Genomic DNA, 14,539 nt, shown 5'->3' on the forward strand with positions numbered 1-14,539 from the left:
CAGGTGCTTGCCGTTAGTAGCTATTGGATCATTAACGGGTGACGCTGATTTAGTGGGTGTGGGTTAATTGCTCAAATTTCTTACGTAGTTTTATCAACGTGTCATTCCAACTCTGTGTTGCCTTGCTCTCTACGAATAAAAGTCGAGCTTACCTCCGACTCAATTGGCAACTCAAATAACGATAAATCGCATGACCACACCAGTTAAATGCGAAAGCTACGAAGGAGCTGTTTTGAAAGATTTCAATAAGCCATATATATGTGGACTAATTACGCTCGCCTTACTCGGCTGTCAGTCTGAAGACTCGACTCAAGATGCCGTATCGGTAATTGTTCCCTACAACATTAATGAATTACCAAAACCGAATGATGGTTATGGGTATGATGACGATGGAACAATATCGGGAGTCGGTGAAGACGTTGCCGCAATGTCATCGACCAATGACGCTTATTATCAGGACTACAACAATTCATACGCAGCCCTAGACGGCTGGGGACTTTGTGCGGAACCGATTTTAATTCCGCTACAAAGCGTAAATTCTGATAAGCGTTATCCATTAGATAACAACTCTTTATTAAATAATGTCGTGTTGATTGATGAGAGTGGGGAATTAGTTGCAACTCGCGTCGAAGCTGATGGTTCAAATATTAAGATCCAATGTGAAGCTAGTCTTAAGCCAAACGAAATTTATTCAGTCGTTGTAACTGATCGTGTGAAAACAGAATTTGGAGAGTCGCTTCAAGCTGCGCAATCTTTCAATGACCTTTTATATTCAGGTGTTCCCCTTAACAGTGAAAGAGATATTGAATTACAAAAACAAGTACTTAATGCTATGGACGCATACTACAAGCACTTTCCTGAACAAGGTGTTCCTGTGTATGCCGCTCAGTTTACAACGCAGAGTGCTTATTCGACTTTAGATGCGATGAGAGATAATCATATTTCTGAAGGAACGGCTTTCTCACGAGATCTCATCTTAGTCGAAGATAAAACGACTAAATATGATCTTTATACTCAAAAATTAAAGCTTCCATTTTATTTACCTTTTACTGAAAGTCGTGAGGCTGAATGTAATTATGATCAATACGACCCTAAAGTATCGTGTCCGCCGTTATATGAATGGATGAAAACAAGCTCTGGTGGCTTTCCTACTGGAGATGATCCACTTCCAATTGTCGTAGAGTCACAAATTATCAATGCTGATATCTACACCCCTGCTCGTTGGGATGGAATCGAGCAACTACCGACGGTTGTGTTTGTTCATGGCGTTACAGCTGATAAGTCAGCGGCTTCGCTAATGGCAAAAGATTATACGACACAAGGGTTTGCCGTGGTCGCTATTGACATGCCTTATCATGGCGAGCGCATGAGATACGATGTAAATGGACTTGAAATTAGTGCTAAAGCAAACAAATCTTTCTTTATCAATATCGACTCGCCTCTCGCTCTTCGCTCCAATTTACAACAGTCGGTTTCTGATTTTCTAGGGTTACGCTTTGCTTTGAATGATCAGCTGTGGGTTGATAAGAGCAATATCCACCTAGTCGGACACTCTCTGGGCGGAATTATGTCGGTAATGGTCAGCGAGTTTAGCCAAGAGACTCGTGAGTTACAGGCTAACTCTGACTTCTCATTTAATACCGTTAATTTTGTTGTTCCGGGACAAGGTTTAACCAATTTGGTTTTGTCTTCTCAAACGCTGGGACCAGAAATGTCTGAAGGCGTGAAAAAATCGCCGGATGTACAGCGTAGTATCGCTGAAACTGTGATTCCGGAAAACTGCGACGCAGAGAATAACAACCAAGAGTGTATTGAGTCATTAAACGAGTTTGTCAATTTATCGTCCGAAAATGCGCTGACAGTCAGTCAGCTAGAAGACGACATCTTTTCGCTTTTGGTGACAGGTCTAAAGCAGGGTGTACAAACTGCTATCGATAGCTCAGACCCAGCGAGCTTTACTTCTCGTCAAGCCAACAACGAACAACCAACGTTATTGTTGGCGGCGGTAGGTGATTGTGGCGACACTTGTGATGTCGGCGTTGACTATATTCCAGACAGCGTCGTTCCCAACTCTGCTCCAGACAATATACGAACGGGTACTGAGCCGCTAATAAAGGCCTTAGGTTTAGATTCTATTACTGGCACGACAGGACAACCTTTATCGGTTGTTCAAACCCGTGGAGTTATTCGAACGACCACGGGAGGGCATGGTACTTACCTGTTCCCTTATGAGGGAACGATGGACGAATCAGGATTACCCGGATTCCCAGATTCTGAAGAGCTCAATTTTGTTTGGGATGCGACCAATACTCAGCAGGTTGCCGTTGCATCGATGGTAACAACAACGGGTGCATCAATCGAAATCGTTAACGAAGATCATATCGAAACAGAGGAGCCTCAAGATGAAGAATAAACTCATATTGGGCACCGCAGCTGCTCTCATTCCTTGTTTAACAAACGCCGCAGGATTCCAACTTAACGCACAATCAGCAACGGGTTTAGGCCGTGCATTCGCGGGTGATGCTGTTATGGCTGATAGCGCGGCAATTGTTGCTAAGAACAGTGCTGCGATGGCTTACATCGAGCAACCAACACTCTCTGTCGGCGCTATCTATATCGATAGTGGTATTGATGTGTCTAGTGTTAGTTACACACCGAAGTTTAGTGATACTAAAACGTTAGACGACCAATCATTAGATACAGGGACATTAGTTCCGAACATTCATTATGTTCATCCTATCGAGGGTTCGAAGTTCACTCTGGGTGCGACGGTTCATTCTAACTTTGGTACCGACGTCGAATTTGATAACTCGTTCGAAGCGGATGAGTTTGGAGGCAAAACGGCGCTTTCCAGTATCAATGTTGGCTTCGCTGTCGCTTATGAGATCTCTGAAAAGATCAACTTAGGTGCTGGTATTGATGTTATCTACGGTGAAGGTGAAATTTCGCGTCAAGGTTTACTCGGTGTTGATGCTGATGGATTTGGCTTGGGCGCCAATATTGGTGCTACCTATCAAGTTAATGAGAATAACAAATTTGGTATTTCCTATCGTTACAGCCCTGATATCGAAGTTAAGGGGGATATCTGGATGCTGGGTTCTGGTACGGCAGAAAAAATGAATGTTCCGTTACCAGACATACTAGAGTTTTCCGGTTGGCACCAGTTCAACGAACAGTGGGCTTTTCACTACAGCCTGCAGTGGGTGAATTGGTCTGAATTTGACTCGCTAACATCTGACTCTTATGACGACTCTATTAAAGAGTATCAATGGAAAGATGCAGGACATGTTTCTGTCGGTGGTACATACACCATGTCAAAAGACATCGTTCTACGAGCGGGCTACATGTACGACATTTCCCCGACTGACGAACTCACATCGCTCTCTATTCCTGATGTTAACCGTCACTGGTTAACAGTCGGAGGGACGTATAACTTCACCGATGCCAGTTCTGTGGACGTTGGAGTCGGATTTATCATCGGAGAATCACAAGATATTGACGAAAACCTGACGACGATTCCAGGAACGAGTTCCAATATAACTGCTGATGTGACTGCCGATGCTCTCTTGCTTGGTGTTCAATATCAACATCGTTTTTAACTTTTACTTTGGAGTTCAGAACGTAAAAATTTAGGAATCATATAAAAATTGCAGGGCTCGACAGTGAGTTGAGCCCTTTTCTCATTATTAGCTGTTTTAGCATTATTTAAATAGCTGGAAGCTCATTAAGTAAGAAATAGCTGCTTAGAAAAACGTTTTAATTCAGACGAATTCAAACGGTTATGGTTATTAAAAATGAAATTTACAAAGCTTAGTAAAACAATCTGTTTGGCACTGTTTGCCTTACATATCTCTCCATCGTTTGCCCAAGACTCAAACTTGATTCCTGTGACTATCGAAAAAGCGCACAAACAAGCATTCACATCTTCAATCAACGAGGTTGGCAAAATCAGGGCAACGGATTCTGCTGCATTGACATTCAGTGCCTCCGACAAAATTCTCAATATCCATTTCAAAGATGGAGATTCAGTTAAAAAAGGCGAGTTGATCGCTCAACTGGACAATACCAAAGCAAAAGCCGATTTAGACAAAGCAAGAAGCTCTCTAGCGTTAGCAAAGTCGAAATTAAAGCGAGTACAAGAATTACTAAAGAAACAGCCTGACTCTATGTCTCAACAAGATGTTGAAGAACTGGGAGAGCAGGCGAATTTAGCTGCGGCTGATTTCCGTCAGAAAGAAGCGCTGATGAATGACTATCTATTGGTTGCGCCATTTGATGGGCAATTAACCAACTTTACCCACTCAGTGGGCAGTAAAATTGATGGCGCAACCGCGTTGGTGAGTTTGATTAAACTCGATCCTGTCGAAGTTCAGTATTCCATTGGCCAGTCGGATTTAGGCAACGCAAAACTTGGGCAGAATGTCTCAATCCAAGTTGATGCTTTTGTCGATGAAGCATTTTCTGGCGTGGTGGATTACATTGCCCCCGCGGTTGATGAGAGCTCAGGTCGCGTAGAAGTACACGCGCACGTGACCAATCCAGATCATCGCTTAGTTCCGGGTATGTTTGCCAAAGTAAGCCAAATGACGAGCGAAGACACGACTCAAATGGTGGTTTCTCAAAATTCCGTTCAAGCAAAAAATGCACAACGCTTTGTATGGATTGTGAATGGTGAAAAAATCGAGCAACGCATTGTTGAATTGGGTGTGAATACTAACGACGGTTACGTTGTTGTAGAGAAAGGCTTGAAGCTTGGCGATAACGTCGTTGTTACAGGACAACAGAACCTTAAGAAAGCGTCGTTAGTTAAGGTAATGAACCCTAATGCGGAGCAGAAAACGGTTGAGCTAATAACGGAGCCAATAGACAAAGAGGTCACTAAGCAGGCCGTTAAGCACGAGGTAGAAAAGACCGAAACACAGATTGATGAAGCACATCCGGTTGAGCCTTCGGTTGATTGGACGGAAGCAACAAAAGGTGTAGACGAAGCGGTCAACGAAAATAACGAGCGTGCGGAAACTAATGCGGCCGCTGAGCAATCATCGAGCGAAATCCAAAGCAAGGAAACTTTAAGCAAGCAAACCCAAAGCAAGGAAGCCGTAACAAAGGAGAATCTGAATGAAGCTTCCTGAGATTTGTATCAAGCACCCTGTGTTTGCGTCTGTTCTGAGTATCACCATTGTTTTGCTTGGACTTTTGTCGTTTCAAAAGCTCTCAATCCAATACTTTCCTGAACATAAAACACCTTCAGCAACGGTCACTGCTGCGATCAATGGTGCCAGTGCTGAGTTCATGTCGCGCAATGTGGCAGATAAACTGATCACGGCGGCAACGGGCTTAGACAGCGTGAAAACCATGACGACCGACTGTCAGGAAGGAACGTGTAATCTAAAAATCATGTTTGAAGATGACATTAATGACGTCGAATACACGAGCTTGATGAACAATCTGCGTAGCAGTGTTGAAGCGATTGGTGATTTCCCTCCTAGTATGACGGATAAGCCAACGGTAACGGATGACTCTTCTGATACCAGCATGCCGAGTAACATCATCACGTTTGTGAATACCGGCAAGATGTCTAAGCAAGACATGTATGACTACATTAGCCAGCAAGTCGTGCCCCAGTTTAAGCACATACAAGGTGTGGGTGGGATTTGGGGGCCGTATGGTGGCAGTGAAAAAGCGGTTCGTGTGTGGTTACAACCTGATCGAATGATGGCGCTTAACATGAGTGCGTCAGACGTGGTCGGTACATTAAGCTCATACAACGCGACGTTTACCGCGGGTACTATCAAAGGTCAGGTGCGAGATTTCTCCATTAACCCAGTCAACCAAGTGACCAGTGTTGATGATGTGCGAGATTTGGTGGTTCGTGTCGATAACGGCAAAATCATTCGCATTGGCGATATTGCTGAAGTAAAAATGGGTGAGGAGAGCCTTACACCGAGTATTCTTCGTGTTGACGACAACTTAGCTATGTCGATTCAGGTACTGCCACTGAAAAGTGAAAACCCAGTGACGGTTGCCAATAAGGTTAAGAAGCAAATAGACGTGATTCAACCTCAGTTGCCTGAAGGCATTGAGATGAAGATGGTCTACAACCAAGCTGATTTTATTAAAACTGCAATTGACGAAGGCTTCATGACTTTAGTTGAAGCGATTGTTCTGGTTTCAGCCGTTGTCGTGTTGTTCCTTGGTTCTGTTCGTGTGGCTTCGATTCCGATCATTACCATCCCAGTGTGTGTGATAGGTGTATTTGCCGTCATGCATCTACTCGGGTTTAGTATCAACGTATTGACTATATTAGCCATCATTCTTGCAATTGGTTTAGTTGTCGATGATGCCATTGTTGTGGCTGAAAACTGTTACCGGCATATCGAAGAGGGCGAAACCCCTTTTAATGCTGCAATCAAAGGGTGTCGAGAGATCGTTTTTCCTGTGATAGCGATGACGCTCACGTTAGCGGTCGTGTATCTACCTATTGGCCTGATGTCGGGCTTAACCGCCGATCTATTTAGACAATTTGCTTTCACTTTAGCAGCTGCAGTGATCATCTCAGGGTTTGTTGCTTTAACGCTCTCGCCCATGATGTGTGCTTACTTAATGAAGCCAGTTACAAAGCCAGCAAAGTGGTACAAAAAAGTTGATGCGAAGCTGAATGTTCTGTCTGACTTGTACACCAAAGAACTGGGCAAATGGTTTGAGCGTAAAACACTGATGAGTAGTATTGCTTTGGTGTTGATTGCTCTGTCTGTTTTGGCCGTTTGGAAAATGCCTCAAGTGCTCCTTCCAACCGAAGACACTGGCTTTGTTGAGGTGACTTCAACGCCACCAACAGGGGTAGGGCGTCAGTATCACCTCGACAACAACGAGCAACTTAACAGTGTGTTCAAAGGTGATCGTTCGGTAGAGGCAAACTTGTCTTACATCGAAGGGACTCCGACCAATCACGTTTTATTGAAATCATGGGGCGAGCGTGACCAGTCAGCTGATGAACTGGTTAACGAGTTTATCGCCAAAGCGCAAAGTTCGGTCTCTGCTTATGGCATGTCTTTCAAGGTTCGCTCGGCAGATAACTTAAGCATCGCGACCAATATGATCCTTGAGCTGACGACGGTTAACCGCGACACGTCGGTGTTGTCTGAAACCGCAAGTGAGGTCGTTGAGGCGCTTGAGAGTTATGAGGGCGTGACCAACATTAATAATTCGATGTTACGCGACCAATTACGTTATGACTTATCGATTGACCGTAATGCGATTGTGTTGTCTGGTGTTGATTACAGTAACGTAACCAACGCGTTATCGACCTTCCTTGGTTCTGTGAAAGCGGCAGATTTGCAAGCCGATGACGGTTATACATACCCCATTCAAGTTCAAGTTAACCGAAAGGATCTCGGCGACTTTAAGGTTCTCGATAAGCTGTATGTGGATTCACAGTCGGGGCAAAGGCTTCCTTTGTCTCAGTTTGTTTCGATCAAACAAGTGACATCAGAATCTAACTTTAAGACGTTCATGGGTAAAGACAGCGCTGAAATTACCGCAGATTTGATGCCCGGATACACGGCGAGTGATGTGAAAGCCTACATTGATGATACGGTTCCAAGCTTATTGAAACCGGCGCAGAGCTACGAATTCAATGGAATTGTAAAAGACTTAGTTGATTCAACAGCAGGCGCACAAGTGTTGTTCGTATTAGCGTTGATTTTCATTTTCCTGATATTGGCCGCGCAGTTTGAAAGCTTTGTCGACCCAATGATCATCTTGCTGACGGTTCCATTGTGTATCGTGGGTGCGATTTTGACGCTGTCGGTATTTGGTCAAAGTCTCAATATTTATTCGAAGATCGGGCTGCTGACATTGGTTGGCCTAGTGACCAAACACGGTATTTTGCTGGTGGAGTTTGCCAACGAGAAACGTAAATCTGGCGTGAGTGCAAAAGAAGCGGCGATCAGCAGTGCACGTTCAAGGCTGCGTCCTATCTTGATGACCTCACTGACGATGATCCTCGGTTCATTGCCATTGGCATTAGCAGATGGTCCGGGTTCATTAGGTCGAATCAATATTGGTTTAGTGTTGGTCGGAGGTTTGACTGCCGGAACCTTCTTCTCACTGTTCTTAGTGCCAGTGGCTTACGTTGGTATGGCGAATCTAAAACAGATGGACATACTGACTCGGTTGAGAACGAAACCCGCATAACTCGCTATATAGATTGACGAGTTAATTGAAGTGAAAACTAAAACGCGCCTACCATGACCATGGTGGGCGCGTTTGTATTTATTCTCTCAATTGCCTAGAACGGTACAAAACAGTCTAGAACGGTGCAAAACTGTCATGTACCACGGTTGGTACCGTCCAACGTTGATGCGCATCTACAGGCTCTAGTGCTGAATTGTGGTGTGGTATTTGTCCACGGTCGCCATACAACCACAATACCAAGTTTGAACGTTCACCACTTGTTATCGGCAGCGCCGCATGGGCAACGTTTCCTCGATGAATCATAGCGACACCGGGCGTGAATGTTGTTTGGTTCATCTTACCCGTAGTAGGGTCATAAAAGTTAAGTTCTGACCCTGAAAACTCTTCATCTGGCATATTTACGTTAATGTTGAGCGTGACAGAAGACGCATCAGTATGAAGGCGCAAAGACGTATCTTTGTTCGCTTGATACTGAATTGAGAATCCAAAAGTTTGTGTATCGTAGCCCATGATTTCTGGGAACAATAAACGGGCGATAGGGCGCATGTAACTGTCGAGCAAATTACGGTAAAACGCTTGGAAACTTGGCGCTGCTAAATAACCTTCAGATCGACTGTCTAACATTGCTCCACCGCGGTTAAGTACTATGCCATATGGTGGGCGCAGCGGAATTTGAGCGTTAGAGACCGCTTCCAAGTAATCACGCAACTCAGCGAGACGTTCAGCATCAAAGAACTGGAACTTAAATACTCCAGGAGAAATCTCTTCGAGCAAATCTTTTACCGCGATTTCTTTCGTTGGATTTTGCCAAGCTTCTCTGACAGCTTCACGCAGGCGGGCATCTAACAGCGAATCATCGAAATCCAATTGGCTGCCTTCCGCACTTGCTTCCCATTCTTTCCAAGCTTCGCTGAACAAGCCCTTATTGTTGTCCCAAAACTGTTGTACAGAAGGAGCTCGTTGAAGCATCGCTTCTCTTGTCGGTAAATCGATGGCGCGTGCGCGCTCTAGTTGATTAGATAACATAATGTGTTCGCTCCTTTTGTTTGCTTGCGACCAATCTATTACACCAAGGTTTGTAGATAAACGGGACACTGGGCAAAACAGAATTAACTTTTTCTATATAATCAGATAGTGGCTTAACGGTTCTGCTTAAGTAAATAAGCGGCAGGAATAGTTAATGATGAACAAATTGCGGAGTGATGGAGAAGCTTAGACGATCATGCAAATCCTTTTGCATGTTCGATGGGGGAAGTGTTATTTAGAAATCGTAGTTTAGATTCATTGAGCTGTAGATTTCGGCGTTACTTTGGTCTGATGCGACAGTGGTGTTGTAGATGTATTCTGTATCAAACGTGAGTGCCAAATTGCCCATCAGAATGTTCTTCAAATAGCCCTTTAGGTTGTAGTTGGTATTCTCTTCACCGTAAGCCATGTTAGCCGTTGCCCCAATAGAAAACGTTTCTGTTAGGGTCAGAGAGCCATCAATATTGGCATTGACGATCAGTTCATAGTTCTCTTTGTTTGGAAACTCTTCATCAGAAGACTGTCGCTTACTGATTCGGTAACCCGGACCGGCAGATCCTTGGAGTTTGATTCTTTCAGTATCATAAAAGTGGCGACCCAGTCCTGTAGCCGTTATGAATTGCTTACGATAAGTACCAAAGTGGTCGTGTTCAAAACGTGTTGTGGCGACCAAATAGGTGACTTCGTTCAGGTCATAGCTAATGCCATAGTTGGTGGTATAACGATTAGTACCATCTTCATCATTTTCAGCATCGGTATAGTAGGTGTCGAACTGAACTCGCTGCCCCCAGTTCTCTTTTTTGTATCCAACAGAGATTCCAGAGTTGATCGACAAAGATGAGCTGGTGTTTTGCGAGTAGATAAACCCAAGCTTAGTCAGGGTTGTAAAAGGAGATTCTTCAGCTTCTTCTTTTAACTCAGAACCTTCGCTTAATACGACGTCGCCTTCGAGTACCATTTCATCAACTTCTTCGGCAAATACGGGCATAGAGATAGCGATTAGAGCTATAGGTAGCTTTGCTAGGGAACGTGTGTATGAAACTGTGCTTGTTAATGGGCGAGTTGTTTGTGAGATAGTGTGTGTCGACATAATGGTTTGGTTTATAAAGTGATTTAACACGACGAACGTAAGGTTAGCCGTGAATAGTAGTCAATGATTGAATCGAAAATTGGATTGATTTAAGACGCGATAGGCAAAGGCGAGAAGATGGTTTTAATCGCAGAAAACCCGTTGCCTCTATGAGGGTTGAAATCTTCAATATGCACAATGAATTCAAGTATCTCAGAGGGTTTATCATCTTCGATTAATAGGAACTCGAGTAATCCCTGTTCGACATGGCATGAAACAATGGTCTCACTCGAATAGTCAGCTAGAACCTGTTCAACATTAATTAAGACGCTCGTCTCAGGCAAGACGTTGAAAGCATCTTGCGCGCATTTAAGAATACAGCTACACACATACTCACGATATAAGGTGTTGCTTTCAGAAAGAGGCATCGTTTCAAGCTTGACTTCACCTTGGCACAATACCTTTTTCTCTTTTGGGATCACGTTGTGCTTATTAACCTGAATATTGACTTCTAACAGGTGCCCATTCTTATAGGTATTAAAGTTATGGTTTATCAGCTTGGTGTCGACTACGGCTGCGTTTACAGGGTTCTGTTGCGCTTCTGAAAGGGCAGAAAGTTTGGCGCCACTGTCGTTGTTTAAAATGCCTTTCGACAACTGATTATCTTTGGCCCAGTAGCTGTAGTGTTGAACCCAACTTATAAACTCAGTTTTGTATTGTTCGATGTCTTTTTCGGCCGCACGCTCAATATTGTTGGTGAGGGTGTACAACTTCGACTTGCTGCCCAGCAACATATCTAGCCAGTTAGGCTTGTACTCATCGAGTGCTTCCATGGCTTTGACTTTATGATCGAATCGGACCGTTGGCATTGCCGGCGCAGGTTCCATCGCAATCGACTCCCAATTCATTTTTGGGGTCGGAATGGTATGCACGGATTGGATTAAGTGGAGGTGCTGATTGAATAAGCTCACTTCGCTTACCGCGTCCTCAAGTTGTTTGGTATTCATCTACATTCCTGTCGACTGTTGTTCTTGTCATTTGGTGCTTAGTTTATGTTCAAAGCGCGCGAACAGTATTTAAATGAACGTGAATGATCTTTCGTGAGGTTACTTGATATTGGTTTAGGAATATTTTGGGGAGAAAGCTAGGTTTATGATTAAAATAACAACACAGAAACACAGAAACACAGAGACACAGAGAACAAGGCGCTCTCTGTGCTGGTCAATTTGCTATTATAGAAACTCGCTGATGGGTATTATCTCTGGCGTCTTGCAACCAAAGTAAATCGGTAATCGTTAGACGTGAAGTAGTTACGGCTGTATTCAAACACCGTGTTATTGGCGAGGTAACCGCGAGTACGTTTTTCAATGATAGGCTGAGCTGGGTCAATACCTAGCTGTTTCGCAACATCTTCAGGCGGAAGAATCGGCACCAATTCTTGCTCACTTCTATCAATCACCATGCCTTTGGTGTTCTCAATAAAGTCGTACTTTGATGTCTGCATCACTTGATAGGTGAGATCTGGGAATAGGGCAACAGGTAACCAAGTTTCTTCAACCGTGATTGGATTGTTGTCTATGAAACGAACACGTTTTACGTAGAAAACCAATTCGCCTTCTTTGATATCTAAATGTTCAGACATCGCCAAAGAACACGGCTTCATTTCGAAGGCCAGAACGTCACTGTGTGTAACCACATCCAAATGCGCCCACTTTTCTTGAAAGCTCGACTGTTTGTAGATGTCGTAATTGATCTTGTTCTCTTTGACGTAAGTACCGCTACCTTGAACGCTTTCCAGCTCATCGTTTTCGATCAGTAGTTTCAGCGCCTGTCTAACCGTTACACGACTTACCGAGAATACTTCACGCAATTGCGCTTCCGTTGGGAGTGCTTCTCCAACTTTATATTCACCAGAACTGATCTTTTCTCTTATTGCATCGGCGATTTGGCGATACATAGGGAGTCTTGCCATTTTTGCCTCATTTGTGCGCTAGAACAACTAGACTTTGATTAACAACCTGTACCTTAAATACGTAAATTTGCTCTATATAAGCCTTGCTTTAAAGGTTAGTGTGAGCGTCGTATCGGCGTTTTGTAGTACATATAATACAAATTAAACGATACATAACAAGCTTTCTTAAAGGATTTTCCAATACGATTTAAATACAAATTAAATACAAATATGTATTGGTGAGATCGTGATCACGGATTAAATGTCTTGAAGTTGTATTATTCTTCTCGTCGACAGGGACGACTGTCGTACTAATCCGTGACTATGGGACAAAGGTTATGAAACTTACTACTCTAACGAATAAGTCGCTCGTAAATCTGCAAACTACGTTTAGCAGTCGAGAAGAAGCGATTTACGCACTTGCTGACCAACTGGATCAGCAAGGCAAACTGCATAACAAGCAAGAGTATCTTGATGCAGTATTTGCTCGTGAAGAGCAAGGCCCGACAGCGCTTGGCGAAGGCCTAGCAGTACCGCATGGCAAGACTGACGCGGTTAAAGAAGCTGGCTTCGCTGTAGCAACGCTTAAAGAAGACATGAAATGGAAAGGCTTGGATGAAGACGAAGATGTAAATCTTATCTTCCTAATTGCGATTCCAAATGCAGAAGCGGGTTCTACCCACATGCATCTGCTCACTGCATTGACAACTACATTGGTTGACGACGATGTTCGCGAAGCGGTATTAAAAGCGACAACGGCTGAAGAAATCTTTGTGCTTCTTGATGGCGACAATCAACAAGAAGAAAAACAAGACAACTTAGATACAAATGCACCGACAATTGTATGTGTTACTGCTTGCCCTGCAGGCATTGCTCATACCTATATGGCGGCAGAATATCTTGAAAAGGCGGGCAAAAAGCTTGGCTATAATGTGCATGTTGAAAAACAAGGCGCAAACGGTATTGAAGATCGCTTAACTGCGGAACAACTTAATAATGCTGTAGCGTGTGTGTTTGCTGCTGAAGTTGCGATTAAAGAATCTGAGCGCTTTAATGGCATTCCTCGTGTTGAAACCCCAGTTGCAGAACCGATTAAACACGGTGAACGCATTCTAAATGAAGCAATTGAAGAGTCGAAAAAAGGCAACGGTGCAGAGCGTAAAGTTGCTACTGATGACAAACCGAAGAAACTGCCACTGAAAACTGAGCTTAAACAAGCACTGCTTTCTGGTATTTCTTACGCGGTTCCTCTTATCGTTGCTGGTGGTACTGTTCTTGCGGTTGCTGTTCTTATCGCGCAAATTTTTGACCTGCAAGAGCTCTACGCAACAAAAGATTCTTGGCTATGGATGTATCGCAAACTAGGTGGCGGCCTACTGGGTACATTGATGGTGCCAGTACTGGCGGCTTACACTGCTTACTCATTAGCAGATAAACCGGCACTTGGTCCTGGTTTTGCCGCAGGTATTGCAGCAAACATCATTGGCTCTGGTTTCCTAGGCGGTGTTGTTGGTGGTTTGATTGCTGGTTACGTGATGCGTTGGGTAAAAGAGCATGTTCGCTTAGGCCCTGCGTTTAACGGCTTCCTTACTTTCTACCTTTATCCGGTGATCGGTACGTTGGTGGCAGGTAGCTTGATGCTATTTGTTATCGGTAAACCTGTAGCGTTCCTAAACCAAGGTCTAACGGACTGGTTGAACGGTATGTCAGGCACCAATGCGCTGTTATTGGGTGCGATTCTTGGTCTGTTTGTATCATTCGACTTGGGTGGTCCGGTAAACAAAGCCGCTTACGCATTCTGTTTAGGTGCAATGGCGAACGGTGTTTATGGCCCATACGCAATCTTTGGTTCAGTAAAAATGGTATCAGCGTTCACCGTAACGGCTTCAACCATGATTGCTCCACGCCTATTTAAAGACTTTGAGATTGAAACCGGTAAATCTACATGGCTACTTGGCCTAGCGGGTATTACCGAAGGTGCAATCCCAATGGCGATTGAAGATCCAATCCGTGTAATCGGCTCATTCTTACTAGGATCAGTGGTTACAGGTGCGATGGTTGGCGCGGCAGGTATTGGTCTATCGACTCCGGGCGCAGGTATCTTCTCTATCTTCTTGTTACACGATTCAGGTTTGGGCGCATTCTCTGCTGCTGCAATCTGGTTCGGTGCTGCGATTGTCGGCACAGTGATTTCAACTGTTACTCTTCTGATGTGGCGTGGTCATGCTGTAAAAAAGGGTAAGTTTGAAGCAAGTACTGCAACACAGAACTAACTAAATTTTGAGCTAACTTCTAAC

9 protein-coding genes are annotated in these 14,539 nt (G+C 44.1%); 5 read left to right on the forward strand and 4 right to left on the reverse strand.

The window, feature by feature from the left end; translation table 11 throughout:
* Nucleotides 1-190 precede the first annotated feature (190 nt).
* The 4 genes from AACR09_RS15695 (at nucleotide 191) to AACR09_RS15710 (ending at nucleotide 8,196) form a co-directional block, all read left to right on the forward strand.
* Nucleotides 191-2,413 (forward strand): alpha/beta fold hydrolase, encoded by a 2,223-nt coding sequence (locus AACR09_RS15695; protein WP_151417117.1) that lies wholly within the window; start codon nucleotides 191-193, stop codon nucleotides 2,411-2,413.
* Entirely contained in the window at nucleotides 2,403-3,599 is a 1,197-nt protein-coding gene (locus AACR09_RS15700) for an outer membrane protein transport protein (RefSeq protein ID WP_193835357.1), read from the forward strand. The genes AACR09_RS15695 and AACR09_RS15700 overlap by 11 nt, the downstream gene beginning before the upstream one ends.
* A 195-nt stretch (nucleotides 3,600-3,794) precedes the next feature.
* Entirely contained in the window at nucleotides 3,795-5,132 is a 1,338-nt protein-coding gene (locus AACR09_RS15705) for an efflux RND transporter periplasmic adaptor subunit (protein ID WP_151417116.1), read from the forward strand.
* Nucleotides 5,119-8,196, forward strand: a complete 3,078-nt coding sequence (locus AACR09_RS15710; protein WP_193835358.1) for an efflux RND transporter permease subunit — start codon at nucleotides 5,119-5,121, stop codon at nucleotides 8,194-8,196. Before AACR09_RS15705 ends, AACR09_RS15710 begins: the two co-directional genes overlap by 14 nt.
* A gap of 114 nt (nucleotides 8,197-8,310) precedes the next feature.
* Here AACR09_RS15710 and AACR09_RS15715 read toward each other — a convergent pair whose 3' ends face one another.
* The 4 genes from AACR09_RS15715 to AACR09_RS15730 form a co-directional block, all read right to left on the reverse strand.
* Complete coding sequence (locus tag AACR09_RS15715) at nucleotides 8,311-9,222, reverse strand: 2OG-Fe(II) oxygenase (RefSeq protein ID WP_108122380.1); 912 nt, start codon at nucleotides 9,220-9,222, stop codon at nucleotides 8,311-8,313.
* Nucleotides 9,223-9,457: 235 nt separating this feature from the next.
* Nucleotides 9,458-10,210, reverse strand: a complete 753-nt coding sequence (locus AACR09_RS15720; RefSeq protein ID WP_193835384.1) for a DUF481 domain-containing protein — start codon at nucleotides 10,208-10,210, stop codon at nucleotides 9,458-9,460.
* Between the two features lie 191 nt (nucleotides 10,211-10,401).
* Nucleotides 10,402-11,298 (reverse strand): hypothetical protein, encoded by an 897-nt coding sequence (locus AACR09_RS15725; RefSeq protein ID WP_193835359.1) that lies wholly within the window; start codon nucleotides 11,296-11,298, stop codon nucleotides 10,402-10,404.
* A gap of 248 nt (nucleotides 11,299-11,546) precedes the next feature.
* Nucleotides 11,547-12,263: a GntR family transcriptional regulator gene (locus AACR09_RS15730; protein WP_004731293.1), complete on the reverse strand. Its 717-nt coding sequence runs from the start codon at nucleotides 12,261-12,263 to the stop codon at nucleotides 11,547-11,549.
* Between the two features lie 317 nt (nucleotides 12,264-12,580).
* On the opposite strand from AACR09_RS15730, the gene mngA reads away from it, so the two are divergent.
* Nucleotides 12,581-14,515 (forward strand): PTS 2-O-a-mannosyl-D-glycerate transporter subunit IIABC, encoded by a 1,935-nt coding sequence (gene mngA, locus AACR09_RS15735; RefSeq protein ID WP_065605179.1) that lies wholly within the window; start codon nucleotides 12,581-12,583, stop codon nucleotides 14,513-14,515.
* Nucleotides 14,516-14,539: the final 24 nt, after the last annotated feature.

The sequence above is a fragment of the Vibrio sp. OPT20 genome (assembly GCF_963889365.1).
Taxonomy (GTDB): Bacteria; Pseudomonadota; Gammaproteobacteria; order Enterobacterales; family Vibrionaceae; genus Vibrio; species Vibrio splendidus.